This window comes from Streptomyces sp. NPDC008001, assembly GCF_042958085.1.
In the GTDB taxonomy this organism is placed as follows: Bacteria; Actinomycetota; Actinomycetes; order Streptomycetales; family Streptomycetaceae; genus Streptomyces.
The window spans coordinates 1-19,536 of sequence record NZ_JBIBIZ010000016.1 but is presented as its reverse complement, the minus strand read 5'-3'; the positions used below and the strand labels follow the sequence as shown (position 1 = coordinate 19,536).

Below are 19,536 nucleotides of genomic sequence, written 5' to 3'. Positions count from 1 at the left end.
ACCGTTGGCAGTAGCTTGGTCGCCAGCGCGCCTGTCGGAGACGAGGAGTCGGGGAACAGTCTTGGCACGGAAGATCGGTAGCCGGTACACCGCCCACCAGGTCCTCGGCCGCGGCAGTGCCGGCACGGTGTGGCTCGGCGAGGGCCCCGAGGGCCCCGTCGCCATCAAGCTCCTGCGCGAGGATCTCGCCTCCGACCAGGAGCTCGTCGGCCGCTTCGTCCAGGAGCGCGCCGCGCTCCTCGGCCTCGACCACCCGCATGTGGTCGGGGTCCGCGACCTCGTCGTCGACGGCGCCGACCTCGCCCTGGTCATGGACCTGATCCGGGGGACGGACCTGCGCACCCGGCTCGACCGCGAACGGCGGCTCGCGCCCGAGGCCGCGGTCGCCATCGTCGCCGACGTCGCGGACGGGCTCGCCGCCGCGCACGCGGCCGGGATCGTCCACCGCGACGTCAAGCCCGAGAACGTCCTGCTCGACATGCAGGGCCCGCTCGGCCCCGGCGGCGCGCACCCCGCGCTGCTCACCGACTTCGGCATCGCCCGCCTCGTGGACGCCCCCCGGCCCGCCCGGGAGGGCGGCCGCGGGCCCGGCCCCCGCAGCGTCATCGGCACGCCCGACTACCTCGCCCCCGAGATCATCGAGGGCCTGCCGCCGCGGGCCTCCGTCGACGTCTACGCCCTCGCCACCGTCCTCTACGAGCTGCTCGCCGGCTTCACGCCCTTCGGCGGCGGGCACCCCGGCGCGGTGCTGCGGCGGCACGTCACCGAGACCGTCGCGCCGCTGCCCGGCATCCCCGACGAACTGTGGCAGCTCCTCGTCCAGTGCTTGGCCAAGGGGCCCGCGTCCCGGCTGCGCGCCTCCGAGCTCGCCGTGCGCCTGCGGGAGCTGCTCCCCGGGCTCGCCGGGATACCGCCCCTCGACATCGACGAGCCGGACGACGAGCCGGAGCCCGCCGCCGGCGCGGACGTGCCCGGGGACGGGCCCGCGGTGCCCGCCGCCACCCGGCGGCGGGGCGTGGTGCCGCTCGTGCCGGGCGGCGTCGCGGACTCCAGCCGGGACACCCACACCAGCATGCGCGTGCCCACGCCCGCCGAGCTCGCGGGCGGCGCCCACGGCACGGCCCGCGCCCCCCGCGCCGCCGGCCAGCGCCGCGCCGGCTCCGCCCGCCACCGCTCCCCGGCGGAACAGCGCCGCCGCCGCATCCGCCTCGGCGCGGCGGCGGTGGCCCTGGCGGCCGCGGCGGGGGTGGGCGGCTGGTTCGCCACGGCCGACCACGACACGAGCGACGCCAAACCGGGCATCCACCACCACGACCCCCAACGCTGACGGTCCCGGGCCCGGCGCCCGGCCCGGCCCGGTGCGGGTTCGGCACCGCCGGTCTGCGGCGGGAGCGGGGGTGCGGTCGGTCGCGACGGTCGAGGTGGACGGGTCCACCTCGGACCCGCCGCCGCGGCGTCCGGCCCCCGCGGCGGTGCCGGGCGGCCCCCGGCCGATGCAGGTCCGGCACCGCCGGTCTGCAGGGCGGTGGCTGGTCGCCGCTGCGGCGGGAGCGGGGGTGCCCGGCACCGGGGCGTTGCCGGCGCCGCCGGAACCGGCCCCCGGCCCGAGGGGGCGGGGGTTGTGGAGGGTCCTCCGGGGCCTTGAGGGCCGGGAAGCGCGGCGTAGCCGTTAGGCTGGGTGCGTGGCAGTCGTTGACGTATCCGAAGAGCTGAAGTCCCTCTCCTCGACCATGGGGTCGATCGAGGCCGTCCTGGACCTCGACAGGATGAGGGCCGACGTCGCCGTGCTCGAGGAGCAGGCGGCCGCCCCGTCCCTGTGGGACGACCCCGACGCGGCGCAGAAGATCACCAGCCAGCTCTCGCACCTCCAGGCCGAGCTGCGCAAGGCCGAGGCCCTGCGCGGCCGCATCGACGACCTCGCGGTGCTCTTCGAGCTCGCCGAGGCCGAGGACGACGCCGACACCCTCGCCGAGGCCGAGGCGGAGCTAGCCTCCGTCCGCAAGGCGCTGGACGAGATGGAGGTCCGCACCCTCCTCTCCGGCGAGTACGACGCCCGCGAGGCGCTGGTCAACATCCGCGCCGAGGCCGGCGGCGTCGACGCCTCCGACTTCGCCGAGCGCCTGCAGCGCATGTACCTGCGCTGGGCCGAGCGCCACGGCTACAGCACCGAGATCTACGAGACGTCCTACGCCGAAGAGGCCGGCATCAAGTCGACCACCTTCGTCGTCAAGGCCCCGTACGCCTACGGCACGCTCTCCGTCGAGCAGGGCACGCACCGGCTCGTCCGCATCTCGCCCTTCGACAACCAGGGCCGCCGCCAGACCTCCTTCGCGGGCGTCGAGGTGCTGCCGGTCGTCGAGCAGAGCGACCACGTCGAGATCGACGAGTCCGAGCTGCGCATCGACGTGTACCGCGCCTCCGGCCCCGGCGGTCAGGGCGTCAACACCACCGACTCGGCCGTGCGCATCACGCACATCCCCACCGGCATCGTCGTCTCCTGCCAGAACGAGCGCTCGCAGATCCAGAACAAGGCGAGCGCCATGAACGTCCTCCAGGCCAAGCTCCTCGAGCGCCGCCGCCAGGAGGAGCAGGCCAAGATGGACGCCCTCAAGGGCGACGGCGGCAACTCCTGGGGCAACCAGATGCGTTCGTACGTCCTGCACCCGTACCAGATGGTCAAGGACCTGCGCACCGAGTTCGAGGTCGGTAACCCCACCTCCGTCCTCGACGGCGACATCGACGGCTTCCTGGAGGCCGGAATCCGCTGGCGCAAGCAGCAGGAGAAGTAACCCCAAGGGCCTCTATAGCAGGACAACCCCCGCGTATCCGGCTTGACGCTGCGTCAAAAAGTGGAAAGGCTGGCGAGCGGCACGCGTAGCACAGGGGCGCGTGTGGCGGGGGCGCGCGGCCCGGCCGACAGTGCCGCCGCATCACACGGCCGGCCCGCCCGGCCGTGCCGGCCTCCAGTAGCGCCACCGCCCCGTGCGGAGCTGCTCCAATGACGAGTGAGCTACTGGGGGTAGCAGGCATATGACGAAGAAGACGCGACTGCGTGTCGCGCGGATAGCCGCCGGCGCGGTGGTCGCCGCAGGCGCTTCGCTGACTGCCGCCGGCGCGGCATCCGCCGCCGGCGTCAACGTCCAGGTTGCGGGTGTCGGTGTGAAGGCGGGCGTTCACGCAGTCGCCTCGCCCGACGACCCGGACCAGATCCCGCAGCCGCCCACGGGCGGCAACACGGGCAGCACCGGCGGCACGGGCTCCACGGGCGAGACCGGCAGCACCGGTTCCACGGGCAGCACTGGTTCGACCGGGTCCACCGGCTCCACCGGTGAGACCGGCAGCACCGGGTCGACAGGCTCCACCGGTTCCACGGGTTCCACCGGCTCGACGGGTTCCACCGGCGGCGTCGGCGGCTCGGGCGAGACCACCGGCAGCTCGGGCAGCACCGGTACCACCGGTACGACGGGCGAGACCGGCTCCACGGGTTCCACCGGCTCGACCGGGTCGACCGGCTCCACCGGCACCACGGGCGAGACCGGCAGCACCGGTTCCACCGGCTCCACGGGCAGCACCGGTTCCACCGGCTCGACCGGGTCCACCGGCAGCACGGGGTCGACCGGCTCCACCGGTTCCACGGGCTCCACCGGCTCCACCGGTTCCACCGGCTCGACGGGCTCCACCGGCAGCACCGGGTCTACGGGCAGCACCGGTTCCACGGGCTCCACCGGCAGCACGGGCTCGACGGGCTCCACCGGCAGCACGGGGTCGACCGGCTCCACCGGTTCCACGGGCTCCACCGGCGACCACGGCTCCACCAGCGGCGACCAGAACGGCACCGGCGGCTCCGGCACCACCGGTTCGACGGGCTCGACGGGTTCGACCGGCTCCACCGGTTCGACGGGTGCCACCGGCTCCACCGGCGGCAGCGACTCCGGCGACCAGGGCAAGGTCTGCCCCGTCGACACCAGCAGCAACTGCGGCAACAACACGGACACCGACAGCGCGGGCTCCAAGCCCGTGCAGCAGGCCAAGCCGAAGGAGCAGCTGGCCGAGACCGGTGCCTCGCAGACCGGCTTCCTGGTGATCGGCGCCGCGACGATGATCGCGGGCGGTGTCGGCTTCCGGCTGCTGCCCCGCCTCATGACCCGCAGCGCGGGCGCCGCGGCCTGATCGCAGCGTCACAGGCCATAGGCCGCGGGCCGCACAAGCCACAGGCCGCACGGCCGACGCCGTAAGCAGGCACACAAAAGGGCCCGGAGCGCTCAGCGCTCCGGGCCCTCCCGCGTCGTCTTGGCGGGCACCCGCACGACCCGCATCACTCTGCGCGGCCCGGCGGCTACCCGGCGGTACAAGTACCCGGCTGACCGGCTACCCGGCTACCCGGCGAATCCGTGTGCGAGCACGGCCACGGCCACCAGCGCCGCCAGCAGCACGATCAGCGCCGCAGGCGTCAGGCCGGCGAAGATGCCTTCCTGGTGCTGCAGCCGCTCCCTGCTGGCCCGGCAGACCGGGCACCGGCCCTCACTGACGGGAGCCGCGCAGTTGGCGCACACCAGTCGGTCGCATGTCATGCGATCTCCTCCTCCGGTACGTCCAACGCGCGGGAGAGCCGAGCGGTTCCCCCTACCACTGTGCCAGCTTCCGCGCCGAACGGCGCGTGCGGGCCGATTGTCCTCGTTTTGTCCCCGAACATGACGGTAATAAACGCGCCGACCCCGGTCGCTGCCTGCGCGTGCACGGCTCGTTCGCGTATGGTCACGCACACCGAACGGGAGCCGCCTGCGCGGCGGTCCGTGCCCCCTATCCAGGTCGACGCGTGGTGCACTCGTGATCCGATTCGACAACGTCTCCAAGTCCTACCCCAAGCAGAACCGTCCGGCGCTCCGCGACGTCTCGCTCGAGATCGAGAAAGGCGAGTTCGTCTTCCTGGTCGGTTCCTCGGGCTCGGGCAAGTCCACCTTCCTGAGGCTGCTGCTCCGCGAGGAGCGCGCGAGCACCGGACAGGTGCACGTGCTGGGCAAGGACCTGGCCCGGCTGTCCAACTGGAAGGTGCCCCACATGCGCCGCCAGCTGGGCACGGTCTTCCAGGACTTCCGGCTGCTGCCCAACAAGACCGTCAGCGAGAACGTCGCCTTCGCGCTGGAGGTGATCGGCAAGCCCCGCGGGGAGATCAAGAAGGCCGTCCCGCAGGTGCTGGAGCTGGTGGGTCTGGGCGGCAAGGAGGACCGCCGGCCGGGCGAGCTCTCCGGCGGTGAGCAGCAGCGCGTGGCCATCGCCCGGGCGTTCGTCAACCGTCCGATGCTGCTGATCGCGGACGAGCCGACGGGCAACCTCGACCCGCAGACCTCGGTGGGCATCATGAAGCTCCTCGACCGGATCAACCGGACCGGGACCACGGTCATCATGGCCACCCACGACCAGCAGATCGTGGACCAGATGCGCAAGCGCGTCATCGAATTGGAAAAGGGCCGCCTCGTGCGCGACCAGTCGCGCGGCGTGTACGGCTACCAGCACTGAAAGGACGCCATGCGCGCCCAGTTCGTCCTCTCGGAGATCGGCGTCGGTCTCCGCCGCAATCTCACGATGACCTTCGCGGTGATCGTCTCCGTGGCGCTCTCTCTGGCCCTCTTCGGCGGGTCCCTGCTCATGCGCGAGCAGGCCAGCACGATGAAGGGCTACTGGTACGACAAGGTCAACGTCTCCATCTACCTCTGCAACAAGACCGACGCGGAGTCCTTCCCCTCCTGTGCCAAGGGAGCGGCCACGGAGGACCAGAAGAAGGAGATCCGCGCCGATCTGGAGAAGATGAGCGTCGTCCAGAAGGTCCAGTTCGAGACGGCCGACGAGGCGTACAAGCACTACAAGGAGCAGTTCGACAAGAAGTCGCCGATCGCGGGCTTCGTCACGCCGGACCAGATGCAGGAGTCCTTCCGCGTCAAGCTCAAGGACCCCACCAAGTTCGAGGTCATCTCGACCGCCTTCTCGCAGCGCCCGGGCGTGCAGATGGTGCAGGACCAGAAGGACGTCCTGTCCAACCTCTTCAACCTGGTCAACGGCATGAACTACGCGGCGCTCGGCGTGATGGCGCTGATGCTCGTCGTCGCGCTGATGCTGATCGTGAACACGGTCCGCGTCTCCGCGTTCAGCCGCCGCCGGGAGACCGGGATCATGCGGCTGGTCGGTGCGTCCAGCTTCTACATCCAGATCCCGTTCATCATGGAGGCCGCCTTCGCGGGGCTGCTCGGCGCGGGTCTCGCGTGCGTGCTGCTCGTGGCCGGCCACTACTTCCTGGTGAACAACTGGCTGGTCGACCAGATCGACCTCATCCAGTTCATCGGCTGGGACGCGGTCCTGGCCAAGTTGCCGCTGGTGCTCGCCATCGGGCTGCTGATGCCCGCCCTGGCGGCGTTCGCGGCACTCCGCAAGTACCTCAAGGTGTGAGATGAGCCAAGGGGGCTGTGCGGTCAACTCCCCGTACGGCGCGCCCTGGTGTCCTAGACTCACGCGCATGCCCGGCCCGTCGATGTTCCATCCGCAGCGCCGCGCCCGCCGCGGCGCGGCGCTGACACTGGTCTTCGCGGGCGTGCTGGCCACCGGCGCCGCGGCCGGCTCCTGGAGCCCGGAGGGCCAGGACGGCCGAAAGCGTTCGCCGGAGGTCCACGCCGCCTCCCGCACGGCGGCCAGACCCGCGGACCCCGCCGTCACCGGCGCCCCCGTCGACCACAGCGAGGTCGAGGCCGCCGCGGCCCGCGCCGTCCAGGACGGCAAGTCGGGCTCGGAAGCCGCCGCCGAAGTGGTCGGCCGCAGCGGCGACCGCTGGAGCGCCGTCTACAGCGCCCGCGAGTACGAGGGCCTGGAGCGCACCCTGAACGGCGCCTACATCGGCGTCGGCCTCTCCGCCCGGCGCGCCGCGGGCGGCCGCACCGAGGTCGACAGCGTGCGCCCCGGCAGCCCCGCCGACCGGGCCGGCCTCCGCTCCGGCGACCGGCTGCGCAGCGTCGACGGCACGCCCGTCGACGGCCGCCCCGTCACCGAGGTCGTCGCCCTGCTGCGCGGCGACGCGGGGGACGCCACCGCCTGGCCCGGCCCGGGCACGCCCGTGCGGGTCGGGGTGGAGCGCGCCGGCCGCAGCTGGGAGCGCACGCTGTACCGGGAGCGGCTGACCAGCGAGAGCGTCACGGCCGAGCACCTCGTCCAGGGCGGCGTCGCGGCCGTGCGGATCAAGGTCGGTTCGTTCACGCGAGGCACCGGCGAGCAGGTGCGCGCGGCGGCCGCCCAGGCCCTGCCGGGCGAGGGCATCCTGCTGGACCTGCGGGGGAACTCGGGCGGTCTGGTCGAGGAGGCCGCCACGGCCGCCTCCGCCTTCCTCGACGGCGGGCTCGTCGCCACGTACGACGTGGACGGCGCCCAGCGCACCCTGGAGGCCCGGCCGGGCGGGGCCACCCCCTTGCCGCTCGTGGTCCTGGTCGACGGCGGCACGATGAGCGCGGCCGAGCTGCTGGCGGGCGCCCTGCAGGACCGCGGCCGGGCCGTCCTCGTGGGGTCGCGGACCTTCGGCAAGGGGTCCGTGCAGATGCCGAGCCGCCTCGCGGACGGCTCGGTCGCCGAGCTCACCGTGGGCCACTACCGCACCCCCGCCGGGCATGCCGTCGACGGCCGGGGCATCGCCCCCGACCTGCTGGTGCGCGGCGATGCGGAGGAGCGGGCCCGCACGGTATTGAGTGGCCTCGGGGGTGGGTCGTAGTGCGAGAATGGCGGCGCTATGGCTAAGGACAAGAAAGAGACGGGGCGCAAGCTCGTCGCGCAGAACAAGAAGGCGCGGCACGACTACCACCTCCTGGACACCTACGAGTGCGGCATGGTGCTGACCGGCACCGAGGTGAAGTCGCTGCGCCAGGGGCGCTCCTCGCTGGTGGACGGCTTCGTGCAGATCGACGGCGGTGAGGCGTGGCTGCACAACGCCCACATCCCCGAGTACACCCAGGGCACGTGGACCAACCACAGCGCGCGCCGCAAGCGCAAGCTCCTGATGCACCGGGCCGAGATCGACAAGCTCGCCTCCAAGTCGCAGGAGACGGGGCACACCATCGTGCCCCTCGCCATCTACTTCAAGGAGGGCCGGGCCAAGGTCGAGATCGCCCTGGCCAAGGGCAAGAAGGAGTACGACAAGCGGCAGACCCTGCGCGAGAAGCAGGACACCCGCGAGTCGAACCGCGCCATCGCCGCGGCGCGCCGCAGGCAGCGGGCGACGGCGGCGCGGGGCCAGCAGCGGTAATACGCTGGCACGCGCGCCCGTCGGTCACGTACGATGGGCGTAGCACACGACACGGGGTGGTACCCGGTGTGCGATTTGAAAAATCAACATGGGGATGATCGGTTTCGACAGCGGATGTCGAAGCAGGGGAAGCGAGCCGAGGAAGCGGCAATGATCTCGTAAACCATATGTCGCAACCAATAATCGCCAACACCAAGCGCGATTCCTTCGCCCTCGCTGCCTAAGTAGCGACTTGCGAAGTGTCAGCCCGGGGCTGTTCCCGACCCGGATCCTGGCATCAGCTAGGGAACTAAACCACTAACCCCGGTCACGGGGGCTGGTGGGAAATCAAACAGTGACTGAGCCCGTCGGAGACTTGTCCGCGTGATCTCCGGGGCCGAGAAAATCGCAGCGGACTGCGCTCGGAGAAGCCCTGATTCTGCACCGTTGGACGCGGGTTCGATTCCCGCCATCTCCACTCATCCCATGTGGGCAAAAGCCCCTGATCTGCGGAAACGCAGATCAGGGGCTTTTGCCATGTGTGCCGCGGCAACCGATAGGCGCTTACGTCCCTCTTTCCAGGTGACGCTCCACTACGAGGGGTGGTGACCCGGTGAACCGGACACGGACGGCGGTCGCCGTGCTGAGCGCGGTGGCGGGGGCCCTGCTGCTCGTGGGCGGTGCGGGCCCCGCGGCGGCCGCACCGGCCCGCGACGGGCACGGCGCGGTGCACCTGCTGCTGAACAGCGCCTTCGGCAACCGCCCCGGCGAGCTCGTCGACATAGAGGTGCAGGGTGCCCGGGGGCGGGGCGACGTCACCGTCTCCTCGCCCGTCTTCCCGCGCCCCGTCCGGCTCGCCGTGCGCGAGCACGCCCACCACGCCCGCCCGGCCATCGCGATGACCACCGCGCCCGGCACGTACCCGCTCACCGTCCGGGCGGGCGGCCGGGTCGTCGCCGAGGACCGGGTCGAGGTGAAGCCCTCGCAACGGCCGAGCTTCACGGCGGCCTCGCCCGGCGAGGTGCTGCGGCCGGGGGAGCGGCTGTGGATGGCGTACGACGACCTGTACCCGGGGGAGAACGGGCGATCGTTCACCGTGCGCTCGCCCGCCTTCCGCAAGGAGGTGCGGCTGGCGCACGATCCGTCGAGCACCGACTGGAACAATCCCCGGCTCTTCTCCGGGGCGGCCGAGCTGCCGCCGGGCACCCGCGACGGTACGTACAAGGTCACGCTGTACGGGCCGGGCGGTCGGGTCGTCGGGGAGAAGCCGCTGACCGTGCGGGCGGCGCGGCCCGGTGACCGCGACTACGTCGGGCGGGCGCGCGGGCCGGCGTTCTTCGGGACGTCGCCCGCGTCCGCGCCGGAGAGCGCCCGGGACCAAGGACACCGGGTCCCGGCCGGCGGCACCGTCAACGTGCTGTGGCGGGACCGTTCGCCCGATCCGGGCGAGGAGGAGCGGCTGACGGCCACGTCCCCGGCGTTCGAACGGCCGGTGCGGCTGCGGCGGGACGACAGCAAGGCGGGCGACGGGGACGACCCCCGGTACTTCGCGCCCGCGCGGATCCGGCAGGGCCTCGCACCCGGGACGTACGCGGTCACGGTGGCCAGCCACCACGGGCGGGTCACGAAGGTGGGGCACCTGGTGGTGACTGCGGCCACCGCCGCGTCGTCCAGCTCCTCCGGTACTTCCGGTACTTCCGGGACCTCAGGGGCCCCAGGGACTAAGGAGGCCTCCGGGACGCCCAGGGCTGCCGGGGACGGCGGCAAGGGCGGGAGTGGCGGGGCCTCCGGGATGACCGTGGCCTACGTGGCGGGCGGGACGACCGGCGGGGTCCTGGCGGCTGCCGGGATCGGTGTGCTCCTCAGGCGGCGGGCTGCGCGGCGAGCGCCCGGCGGCCCGTCGTCGCCGTGAGCAGCGCGGTCGCCGCGGCGGCCGCCGGCACGGCGTAGCCCGCCGCGCCCAGGTGCTCGACGGCCCAGCCGCCCGCCGCCGAACCGGCGGCTATGCCGGCGAGGAGGCCGGTCACGGCCAGCGTCATGCCCTCGTTGAGGCTGCCGGGCGGGGTCAGGCCCTGGACGAGGTTCATGCCCGTGACCATCGTGGGTGCCGTGGCCATGCCGGCTAGGAGCAGTGCGCCGGCGAGGGCGGGCAGGCCGCCGCCCGCGGCCGTCGTCAGGAGCGGTAGCAGGGCGAGGGCGGCCATCGCGGCCAGGCACCGGGGGAAGCGGGCGGATGCCGGACCCGAGGGGCGGGCCAGCCCGTAGAGCAGGCCCGCCGCGCAGGAGCCCGCGGCCTGCAGGGCCAGGACGGCTCCCGCGGCCGGGCGGTGGCCCTGGGCGTCGGCGAAGCCGATGGTCACCACTTCCAGCGAGCCGAACAGCGCGCCGGTGCACAGGAACGTCGCGAGGACCGTGATCAGGCCGGGGTTTCCGCGGAGGGGGGAGCGGGAGCGTACGGGCGTGGCGGATATGGGGGGTTCGGTGCGTTTCTGTGCCGAGAAGAGCACGGCGCCGGTGAGGAACATCAGGGCGGCGGCGAGCGTGCCCGCCTCCGGGAAGAACGACGTGCACAGGAACGTCGCGAGGACGGGGCCGAGCATGAAGCACGCCTCGTCCGCGGCCTGTTCGAAGGCGTTGGCGGTGTGCAGGGCGGCGGGGTCGGCGCGCAGGAGGTGCGACCAGCGGGCGCGGGACATGCCGCCGGTGTTGGGGGTGGTCGCGGTCGCCGCGTAGGCGGCGAACAGGGTCCAGGCGGGGGCGCCACCGTGCACGCACAGCACCAGTGCGAGCGAGCCGAGGGCGGCCAGGGACGCGGCGGGGACGGTGATGCGGGCCTGCCCGTAACGGTCCACGAGCCGGGCCGTCCACGGGCCGGCGACCGCCGTGGCGGCGAGGCCGGTCGCGGTGACGGCGCCGGCGAGGGCGTACGAGCCGCGGGCGGCGGAGATCATCAGGACGGCGCTGACGCCGAACATGCCCATGGGGAGGCGGGCGAGGAGGTTCCAGGCGGTGAAGGCGCGGGCGCCGGGCACGGCGAAGAGACGGGCGTAAGGGTTGTGCGGGGGCATGCGGCAAGCCTCGTGGCCGGGCCGGTGCGCGGTCCAACACCTGAACGGTCGCCATTCACGCGGATCTGTTGTTGACTGCGGCCGTGCCGTACGACATAGAGCCGCGGTTGCTGCGGGCGTTCACCGTGGCCGCCGAGGAACTGCACTTCACCCGGGCCGCGGCCCGGCTGTTCACCGCCCAGCAGGCGCTGAGCCGCGACATCCGCCGGCTCGAACGGCGGCTGGGGAGCGAGCTGTTCGCCCGGACGACGCGTCAGGTCGCGCTCACCGCCGAGGGGGAGCGGCTGCTGCCGTACGCGCGGCGGGTGCTCGCCGCGCACGAGGAGCTGGACGCGGCCTGGGCGCGGGAGGAGCGGCCGCTGATCGTGGACTGCGCGGCCACGGCCGGCACGGGGTGGCGGGTGCTGACCGCGGCGCGCGGTGCGGCGCCGGAGCACGAGCTGGTGGCGCGCTTCCACAGCGGGCTCACCGGTGCGGCGGCCGAGATCCTCGCGGGCCGGCTGGACGTCTCCTTCGGGCGCGTGGCCGGCCTCGGCCCGGCGGTGCGGGAGCGGCTGGAGCACTGCCCCGTGCGGTACGAGCCGATGGCCGTCCTCCTGCCCGAGGGGCACCGGCTGGCCGCCCTGCCGGAGGTGCCGTTGGGCTCGCTCGCGGGCGAGACGCTCTACGCCGCCGCCGGGAACCCGGCCACCGCCGAGTGGACGGACCTCGCCGAGCGGCTCTTCGAGGGGCGGGGCATCGGCATCGCCGCGCCGTTCCCGGAGATCGAGGGGGAGGGGGAGTTCGTGCGGGTGGTGCGGCGGCGGGGGTGGTCGGTCCTGGCGAGCGTGGACTTCATCGAGGTGCCGGGGATGGTCCTGCGGCCGCTGGCCGGCCCGGTGCCGCTCTCGCCGGTCTCCATGGTCTGGCGCCGGGGCCTGCGCCACCCGGCCCTCTCCGCCCTCCGCACCGCGGCGTCCACCCTGGCCGCGCGGCACGACTGGCTGACCCGGCCGGAGCGGTCCTGGCTGCCGCCGGGGGACGCGGCGCTGATGGCGGCGTGACGGGCGCCCGCCGGCGGGGCGGGTGCCGCCTCCGCCGTGTCGCCCGCGGCGCGGACCCGTTCGCGGGGTTAACACCTCGCCCCCTCGCGAGGCACTCTGGTGGGGTGGTGTCAGGGGCTTCGTACGGACTGAGGTTTGACGCCGGGCGGCTCTGTCTGGATCTGGTGGCCACGGCCGCCGGCCGGCCCGGCGAGGAGCCGGCCGAGCGGCTCGACAGCCCCGAGCGCCTGCGGGCCTGGCTCCTGGGCTCCGGCGCCGTCCCGCACGGCACCCCGCTGGCCGCCGTGGACGCCGCCTGGCTGGGCCGCTTCCGCGCCGTCCGCGACCTCCTGCACCGCGTCGTCCACGCCGAGGTCGACGGCCGTGCCGCCGACCCCGACCTGGAGCGGGTGAACGCCCTCGCCGTCACCGCCCCGCCCGCGCTGAGGGCGGGCAGGGGCGCCGACGGGCTCCTGCTGCGCAGCCTCGTCGGCGACCCCGACTGCGGGGCCCTCCTCGGGCAGATCGCCCGCGACGCCGTCGACCTGCTCACCGACCCGGCCGCGCGCGGGCAGCTGCGCCGGTGCGAGGGCGAGGCCTGTTCCCTGGTCTACCTGGACACGTCCCGCGGCCGCCGGCGCCGCTGGTGCTCCAGCGAGGTCTGCGGCAACCGCGAGCGCGTGGCCCGGCACCGCCGCCGGGCGGTCAACGCCCGATGAAGACGTAGTCCGCCCGGTAGGGCACGGCGGCCTTCGGCTGCCGCTGCGGGTCGCAGGGCCCGGCGGGGGCCGCGCCGCCCTGCGTGTTCAGCCGCAGGATCTCGGTCGTGGCGGCGAGGACGCCCGTTCCCGCGCCGGACGCCGTGGCGCGCAGGTCGAGCTCGGGAACGTTCCCGTCCCCGTTCGGGGTCCGGGCGACGACCTTGCCGGTGACGGCGGACCGGTCGGGCGCGACCCACTGCGGGTCGCCTCCGGGCCGGACGAACGAGTGGACGATGTCGCCGTCGAGCGTGGCGGACACGTTCTCCTGGGCGAAGGCGAACCCGCCGCCGTCCCGCTCCGTGCAGACGTAGATCTGGCTGCCTTTGACGACGGACGCCCGGAAGGCGTTCACAGCGGTGTTCATGTCGAGCGGCGCGCTCAGCCGGTGCACCTGCCCCCGCACCGCACCGCCGGGGAATTCCCCGGTGTGCAGGTTGAGGTAGAAGCCGTCCGGCCCGGATTTGAGGGCCTCCAGGAGTTTGCCGTCGGTGACCTTCACCGTGCCGGTGGCGCTGTTCCGCCCGTCGGGCAGTTTCTGCGCGAAGAACGGAATCCGTACATCGCCGTTCTTCCCGCGCACCCCCTGGTGGAGGTGCGCGGCGGTGGGCGGGGCGATGCCGCGGAAGGAGAACGCGAAGGACACTTCGTCGTCCTGGACGCGCAGGAAGGCGAGGGCCCGCCCGTCCTTGTCGCCGACGGCCTTGCCGTCCGCTGCCGGCACCTCGTTCGCGCCGTTGAGGCTGCCGGCGAGGAAGACGGCGCCCGCGCGGTTCGGGCTGCTCACCGCCCCGAGCGAACCCTTGCCCGCCCCGGGCGAACCGCTGCCCGCACCGCCCTCCCCCTCGCCCGGCACCACGGCGAAGGCGATGCCGACCCCCGCGGCGACGGCGGCAGCGGTGGTGGCGGCGACGATGCCCCGGCGCTTGCTGATGCGGTTCATGACGAACCTCCCCGTACGGAGCCGGTGCCCCCTGCACCGGTCTCGGGGTGTCGTACGGGACCGGCCCGCGCTCCCGTTCAGGCGGGAATTGAGGCCTGCATCACGGGCCCGCGGCTGAACGCGCGGGCCATTCGATCCGTATGCCGGACTCTTCCTCCACGGCTCCCTCGGATGTCCCTCTGACGCCCGCCCCCGGGCCTTCTCGAAATTCCTCGCCGCGCGCTGAACAGTCCGCCCGCCCCGCCCGTATTCATGGCCGAAGGGGTTCACCGGCCCCCACCGGAACAGCCGGAACAGCGGAAAGGGGGGACAGAGGAAATGGCCATGCGCAGAACCACACGGACGGCGGCCCTCCTCGCGGTGCCCGCAGCCGCCGCGCTCGCCCTCACCGCGACGGCCTGCGACTCCGGCGGCGGATCGCCGTCGTCCGGCGGGAGCACCCCGTCCCGGAGCGGACAGACGGCGCTCGTCCGTAGCGAGGACCCCAAGCTCGGTGCCCTCGTCACCGACGCGAAAGGCTTCACGCTCTACCGCTTCGACATGGACAAGCCCAAGCCGTCCGTCTCGGACTGCAACGGCGAGTGCGCGATCACCTGGCCGCCCGCCGCGGCCACGGGCAGCGTGACGCTCAAGGGCATCGACAAGAGCCTGGTCGGCACCGTCACCCGCTCCGACGGCAGCAAGCAGCTCACCCTGGGCGGCTGGCCGCTGTACCGGTTCGCCAAGGACGCGCGGCCCGGCGACACCAAGGGCCAGGGCGTCGGCGGCACCTGGTTCGCCAGCAGTCCGACGGGCATGAAGGCCGGCCCGGCCACCGGAGGCACGGGCGGCGGCTCGGGCGGTGGGACCGGCGGCCACGGGTACTGACCGAAACGCCGACGCGCGCTATCGACCAGGGGGAAGCCTTGCGCAAGGATGCCGCCGTGGCTGACAGGACGAGCCCCGACGAGGACCTGATGCGGGCGCTCTACGAAGAGCACGCGGGCCCGCTCCTCGCCTTCGTGCTGCGCCTGGTCGACGGTGACCGCCAGCGCGCGGAGGACGTCGTCCAGGAGACGCTGCTGCGCGCCTGGCGCAACGCCGACCGGCTGCGCGGGACCCCCGGCTCCGTACGGCCCTGGCTGGTGACCGTCGCCCGGCGCATCGTCATCGACAACCACCGCAGCCGGCAGGCGCGTCCGCGCGAGGTCGACCCCGGGCCGCTGGAGCTGATCCCCGCGGCGGACGAGATCGACCGGGCGCTGCGGCTGATGACCATCTCCGACGCGCTCGGCGACCTGACGGACGCCCACCGGGAGGCGCTGATCGAGACCTATTTCAGGGGACGTACCGTGAGCGAGGCGGCCGAGGTGCTGGGCGTGCCGGCGGGGACCGTGCGGTCCCGCGTCTTCTACGCACTGCGCTCGATGAAGCTCTCGCTCGAAGAACGAGGAGTGACGGCATGAACCGGCCGGCACCGGACCACGAGCAGCACACCGGCGTGGGCGCCTACGCCCTCGGCGTCCTCGGCGAGGCGGACGCGGCCCGGTTCGAGGAGCACCTCGCCGAGTGCCCGGAGTGCGCCGCCGAGCTCGACGAGCTGATGGGGCTGACGCCGCTGCTCGCCGCTCTGAAGGAGTCCGCGCCCGTCCCGGAGGCCGTCGCGCCCCGCCCGGACCCGGCGCTGCTGGACCGGCTGCTGGGCCGCGTCGCCGCCGCCCGGCGCGCGCAGCGCACCCGCCGCCTGTGCCTGGTCGCGGCCGCCGCCGCGCTGATCGTCGCCGGCCCGCTGGTGGGCGCGGCGGTCTTCTCCGAGGAGGCCCCGGACCACAGCGGCGTGAGCGCGGCCAAGCAGATGTACGAGGACGGCGAGAAGATCGGCGCCGTCGACCCGACGACGAAGGTCGACGCGACGGTCTCGCTGCAGCAGAAGCCCTGGGGGACCCACGTGGCGCTCCGGCTCGCCCATGTCCGGGGCCCGCTGACCTGCGATCTCGTGGCCGTGGGCAAGAACGGGGAGCGGCAGACGGTGACGACGTGGGCGGTCCCGCCGGGCGGCTACGGCCTCGACGGGACGGACGCGGCCGACAAGGGCGACAAGTGGGGCAAGGAGCCGCTGTACACCCACGGCGGCGCCGCACTGAACCGGAATGACATCTCCCGGTTCGAGGTGCGGACCCTCGACGGCACGCTCCTCGCGACCGTCAAGGTGTGACCAAAACCCATTCAGACGCAATAAAAACAACCATGTCCTGACAGGTGCGCTCAGCACCTGTGTTCGCGTACGGTTGACGGCTGCCCTAGGCACAGCAGAAGGGGGCTTGGGTGGCCGCGCAGAACGCCACACACGCGCAGGTGGCGACCGGACCGCAGAGTGAGCCCGATGGGGTCCGCGACCGCGAGATCGGTACCGAACAACAGCATCTGGACCGGGTGTACCGGCGCCTGGAGGAGAAGATCCACGAGGCCGAGTTCCTCATGGACGACGCCGCCAAGCGCGGGCAGGTCGGCACGCCCGGCGCGCTCGCCGAGCGGGACGCCCAGGTCTTCCGGGCCGGAGTGCACCTCAACCGGCTCAACAGCGAATTCGAGGACTTCCTCTTCGGCCGCATCGACCTGCTGCTCGGCAAGGACGGGAAGAAGGGCCCCGACGGGGCCTACACCTCCGTCGAGCCCGCCGACGACGCCGTCCGCGGCGACCGGGCCGAGATCGCCGAGACCCTGCACATCGGTCGCATCGGCGTCCTCGACGCCGACTACTCCCCGCTGGTCATCGACTGGCGGGCGCCCGCCGCCGCGCCGTTCTACCGCGCCACGCCGGTCGCGCCCGGCCGCGTCGTGCGCCGCCGCGTCATCCGCTCCAAGGGCCGCCGCGTCCTCGGCGTCGAGGACGACCTGCTGCGCCCGGAGCTGACCGCCACCCTCGGCGGGAACACCCTGCCGGTGGTCGGCGACGGCGCGCTGATGGCCGCGCTCGGCCAGGCCCGCAGCCACACGATGCGCGACATCGTCTCCTCCATCCAGGCCGAGCAGGACATGGTCATCCGCGCCCCCGCCGCGTCGGTGACCGAGGTCGAGGGCGGCCCGGGCACCGGCAAGACCGCCGTGGCCCTGCACCGCGCCGCCTACCTCCTCTACCAGGACCGCCGCCGGTACGCGGGCGGCATCCTCGTCGTCTCCCCGACCCCGCTCCTCGTCGCCTACACCGAGGGCGTGCTGCCCTCCCTCGGCGAGGAGGGGCAGGTCGCCATCCGCGCCGTCGGCTCGCTGGTCGACGGCGCCGAGGCCGACACGTACGACGAGCCGGCCGTGGCCCGCATCAAGGGCTCCTCCCGCATGCTCAAGGTGCTCCGCAAGGCCGTACGGGGCGCGCTGGAGGGCTCCGGCGCGGACCAGGCGGCCGGCCGGGCCCACGGCGCCGCACCGGGCGGCCGTAGCACCGCGCCGGCGGAGCGGGACGGCCAGTTGTCGCTCGACGGCGGCCTGTTCGACGCTCCGGCCGGCGGCTCGGGCGGCTCGGGCGGTTTCAGCGGCCCCGGTGGGAACGGCCGCTCCGGCGCCCGCGCCGGACGCCCCGCCGTCCCCGTCCCCGACCGCCTCCGCGTCGTCGCCTTCGGCGCCCGCATCGAGCTCGGCGCCGAGGAGCTGAAGCGGATCCGCAACACCGCCCTCGGCGGCACCGCGCCCGTCAACCTGCTGCGCCCGCGCGCCCGCCGGCTGATCCTCGACGCCCTCTGGTCCAAGGCCGGCGGCCCCAAGCGCTACACCGACCCCGAGCTCGCCGCCGAGGCCCGCGCCGCCTTCGACGAGGACATCACCACCGAGGACGACTTCCTCGCCTTCCTCGACGCCTGGTGGCCGGAGTTGACGCCGCGTCAGGTGCTCGCGTGCATGGCCGACGAGAAGCGCCTCGCCCGCTTCTCGCGCCGGGTGCTCAACCCGCGCGAGAACCGCCTCCTGGCCCGCTCGCTGCGCCGCCTGGACGCCCGTGGCCACGGCCCGCTGTCCGTCCACGACGTGGCCCTGCTGGACGAGCTGGAGACGCTCCTCGGCGCCCCGGCCCGTCCGAAGAAGCCGCGCGAGTACGACCCGCTCGACCAGCTCACCGGCCTGGAGGAGCTGATGCCCCAGCGCTCGGAGTCGCGCCGCGAGCGCGCCGAGCGCCTGGCCGAGGAGCGCCGCGACTACGCGCACGTCATCGTGGACGAGGCGCAGGACCTCACGCCCATGCAGTGGCGGATGGTCGGCCGCCGCGGCCGCACGGCCACGTGGACGATCGTCGGCGACCCGGCGCAGTCCTCCTGGTCCGACCCGGACGAGGCCGCCGCCGCCCGTGACGAGGCCCTCGGCGCCCGTCGCCGCACCCGCTTCCGGCTCACCGTGAACTACCGCAACCCCGCGGAGATCGCCGAGCTCGCGGCCAAGGTGCTGGCGCTGGCGATGCCGGGCATGGAGTCGCCCGCGGCCGTCCGCTCGACGGGCGTCGTGCCGCGCTTCGCCGTCGCGGGCACCGCCGGGCTCGGCCCGAGCGTGCGGGCGGAGGCGGAGCACCTGCTGGCGGACGTCGAGGGCACCGTCGGCGTGGTCGTGCCCATGGGGCGGCGCGCCGAGGCCCGCGGCTGGCTGGCCGGGCTCGGCGACCGGGTCGTGGTGCTGGGCAGCCTGGAGGCGAAGGGCCTGGAGTACGACGCGACGGTCGTCGTCTCGCCCGCCGAGATCGCCGACGAGTCCCCGGCGGGCCTGCGGGTGCTGTACGTGGCGCTGACCCGCGCCACGCAGCGGCTGACGGTGCTCTCCGGCGAGCGGGACGACCCGGACTCCGACGGCGTGCCGGACCTGCTGCGGGACTGACCGGACCTGCTGCGGGACTGGGCGCTTCCGTCCCCCGGTTGATGCGCCCCAAGGGTGAATCCGCCGGGGCGGAATGACTTCCCGGGACGGTTTGTTAGCCTGGGTGTGGCACCGGCTCGATCCAAGCCCCCGGGCCCAACCTTCGTCGCTACGAGCGACCACTTGCCGCGAGGCGAGCATGGCGGGCCGGTGTCACCTGGCGTTCGCCACGGGCGCCCCTCCTCAGGGAGGGGCGCCCGCCGGCTTTTGCGGAACTTTATTTCCGGAACCCGGACCTGGTTAACCCCTACCGATGGGTAGGTGGGACGATCGAGCCGCGCATCAGCGAAACCAGGGAAAGCAGAGGAAGTCGGCCATGGCAACGGCGCCAAGCGTCTCGTACTCGATGACGGTCCGGCTGGAGGTCCCCGCGAGCGGGACCGCGGTCAGCCAGCTCACCACGGCCGTGGAGTCCTCCGGCGGATCGGTGACCGGCCTCGACGTCACCGCTTCCGGCCACGAGAAGCTGCGGATCGACGTCACCGTCGCCGCGAGCTCCACCGCCCACGCCGAGGAGATCGTCGAGGAGCTCCGCGGTATCGAGGGTGTGGTGCTGGGCAAGGTCTCGGACCGTACGTTCCTGATGCACCTCGGTGGCAAGATCGAGATGGCGTCGAAGCAC

At 73.5% G+C, this 19,536-nt stretch carries 17 protein-coding genes, 1 other RNA gene and 1 pseudogene; 16 read left to right on the top strand and 3 right to left on the bottom strand.

Features of this window, described 5'->3' with window-relative positions; translation table 11 throughout:
- Nucleotides 1–61: 61 nt before the first annotated feature.
- The 3 genes from ACFZCD_RS32250 (at nt 62) to ACFZCD_RS32240 (ending at nt 4,170) form a co-directional block, all read left to right on the top strand.
- A complete protein-coding gene (locus tag ACFZCD_RS32250; RefSeq protein WP_391836610.1) occupies nt 62–1,327 on the top strand; it encodes a serine/threonine-protein kinase in 1,266 nt (421 codons plus the stop codon).
- A 355-nt stretch (nt 1,328–1,682) separates the two neighbouring features.
- Nucleotides 1,683–2,789, top strand: coding sequence for a peptide chain release factor 2 (gene prfB / locus ACFZCD_RS32245; RefSeq protein WP_391836609.1), 1,107 nt, complete (start codon nt 1,683–1,685; stop codon nt 2,787–2,789).
- Nucleotides 2,790–3,030: 241 nt separating this feature from the next.
- Nucleotides 3,031–4,170, top strand: a complete 1,140-nt coding sequence (locus tag ACFZCD_RS32240) for a hypothetical protein (protein WP_391836608.1) — start codon at nt 3,031–3,033, stop codon at nt 4,168–4,170.
- 206 nt (nt 4,171–4,376) lie between these two features.
- Here ACFZCD_RS32240 and ACFZCD_RS32235 read toward each other — a convergent pair whose 3' ends face one another.
- Complete coding sequence (locus ACFZCD_RS32235; protein WP_391836607.1) at nt 4,377–4,571, bottom strand: hypothetical protein; 195 nt, start codon at nt 4,569–4,571, stop codon at nt 4,377–4,379.
- Nucleotides 4,572–4,827: 256 nt separating this feature from the next.
- Here ACFZCD_RS32235 and ftsE point away from each other — a divergent pair, with 256 nt between their 5' ends.
- From ftsE to ACFZCD_RS32205, 6 genes are all read left to right on the top strand, one after another.
- The gene (gene ftsE / locus ACFZCD_RS32230; RefSeq protein WP_391836606.1) at nt 4,828–5,517 is read left to right on the top strand and encodes a cell division ATP-binding protein FtsE; all 690 of its coding nucleotides are present in this window, start codon (nt 4,828–4,830) and stop codon (nt 5,515–5,517) included.
- A 9-nt stretch (nt 5,518–5,526) separates the two neighbouring features.
- A complete protein-coding gene (gene ftsX / locus ACFZCD_RS32225; protein WP_106682122.1) occupies nt 5,527–6,441 on the top strand; it encodes a permease-like cell division protein FtsX in 915 nt (304 codons plus the stop codon).
- Between the two features lie 67 nt (nt 6,442–6,508).
- Entirely contained in the window at nt 6,509–7,744 is a 1,236-nt protein-coding gene (locus ACFZCD_RS32220; protein WP_391836605.1) for a S41 family peptidase, read from the top strand.
- A gap of 18 nt (nt 7,745–7,762) precedes the next feature.
- The gene (gene smpB, locus ACFZCD_RS32215) at nt 7,763–8,275 is read left to right on the top strand and encodes an SsrA-binding protein SmpB (RefSeq protein WP_391836604.1); all 513 of its coding nucleotides are present in this window, start codon (nt 7,763–7,765) and stop codon (nt 8,273–8,275) included.
- Between the two features lie 90 nt (nt 8,276–8,365).
- Nucleotides 8,366–8,735, top strand: a transfer-messenger RNA (tmRNA) gene (gene ssrA, locus ACFZCD_RS32210).
- A gap of 132 nt (nt 8,736–8,867) precedes the next feature.
- On the top strand, nt 8,868–10,166 hold the full coding sequence (locus ACFZCD_RS32205) for a hypothetical protein (protein WP_391836603.1): 1,299 nt from the start codon (nt 8,868–8,870) through the stop codon (nt 10,164–10,166).
- On the opposite strand, the gene ACFZCD_RS32200 is transcribed toward ACFZCD_RS32205, so the two are convergent.
- Nucleotides 10,117–11,322 (bottom strand): MFS transporter, encoded by a 1,206-nt coding sequence (locus ACFZCD_RS32200; RefSeq protein WP_391836602.1) that lies wholly within the window; start codon nt 11,320–11,322, stop codon nt 10,117–10,119. The two genes, ACFZCD_RS32205 and ACFZCD_RS32200, sit on opposite strands and share 50 nt — an antisense overlap.
- Before the next feature lie 83 nt (nt 11,323–11,405).
- Here ACFZCD_RS32200 and ACFZCD_RS32195 point away from each other — a divergent pair, with 83 nt between their 5' ends.
- On the top strand, nt 11,406–12,365 hold the full coding sequence (locus ACFZCD_RS32195) for a LysR family transcriptional regulator (protein ID WP_391836601.1): 960 nt from the start codon (nt 11,406–11,408) through the stop codon (nt 12,363–12,365).
- Nucleotides 12,366–12,469: 104 nt separating this feature from the next.
- The gene (locus ACFZCD_RS32190) at nt 12,470–13,063 is read left to right on the top strand and encodes a CGNR zinc finger domain-containing protein (RefSeq protein WP_391836600.1); all 594 of its coding nucleotides are present in this window, start codon (nt 12,470–12,472) and stop codon (nt 13,061–13,063) included.
- On the opposite strand, the gene ACFZCD_RS32185 is transcribed toward ACFZCD_RS32190, so the two are convergent.
- The gene (locus ACFZCD_RS32185) at nt 13,050–14,045 is read right to left on the bottom strand and encodes a CHRD domain-containing protein (RefSeq protein ID WP_391836599.1); all 996 of its coding nucleotides are present in this window, start codon (nt 14,043–14,045) and stop codon (nt 13,050–13,052) included. The genes ACFZCD_RS32190 and ACFZCD_RS32185 overlap by 14 nt on opposite strands.
- A 324-nt stretch (nt 14,046–14,369) precedes the next feature.
- On the opposite strand from ACFZCD_RS32185, the gene ACFZCD_RS32180 reads away from it, so the two are divergent.
- The 5 genes and pseudogenes from ACFZCD_RS32180 to ACFZCD_RS32160 all read left to right on the top strand — a co-directional run.
- Nucleotides 14,370–14,912: a hypothetical protein gene (locus ACFZCD_RS32180; protein WP_391836598.1), complete on the top strand. Its 543-nt coding sequence runs from the start codon at nt 14,370–14,372 to the stop codon at nt 14,910–14,912.
- Between the two features lie 38 nt (nt 14,913–14,950).
- A complete protein-coding gene (locus ACFZCD_RS32175) occupies nt 14,951–15,490 on the top strand; it encodes a sigma-70 family RNA polymerase sigma factor (RefSeq protein ID WP_391836597.1) in 540 nt (179 codons plus the stop codon).
- Nucleotides 15,487–16,239: an anti-sigma factor family protein gene (locus tag ACFZCD_RS32170; RefSeq protein WP_391836596.1), complete on the top strand. Its 753-nt coding sequence runs from the start codon at nt 15,487–15,489 to the stop codon at nt 16,237–16,239. The genes ACFZCD_RS32175 and ACFZCD_RS32170 overlap by 4 nt, the downstream gene beginning before the upstream one ends.
- A gap of 110 nt (nt 16,240–16,349) precedes the next feature.
- Nucleotides 16,350–18,875 carry a HelD family protein gene (locus tag ACFZCD_RS32165; RefSeq protein ID WP_391836595.1) on the top strand — a complete coding sequence of 842 codons (2,526 nt, stop codon included), beginning with the start codon at nt 16,350–16,352 and terminating at the stop codon, nt 18,873–18,875.
- Between the two features lie 355 nt (nt 18,876–19,230).
- Nucleotides 19,231–19,536: pseudogene (locus tag ACFZCD_RS32160) on the top strand (NAD-dependent malic enzyme); the annotation flags it as partial.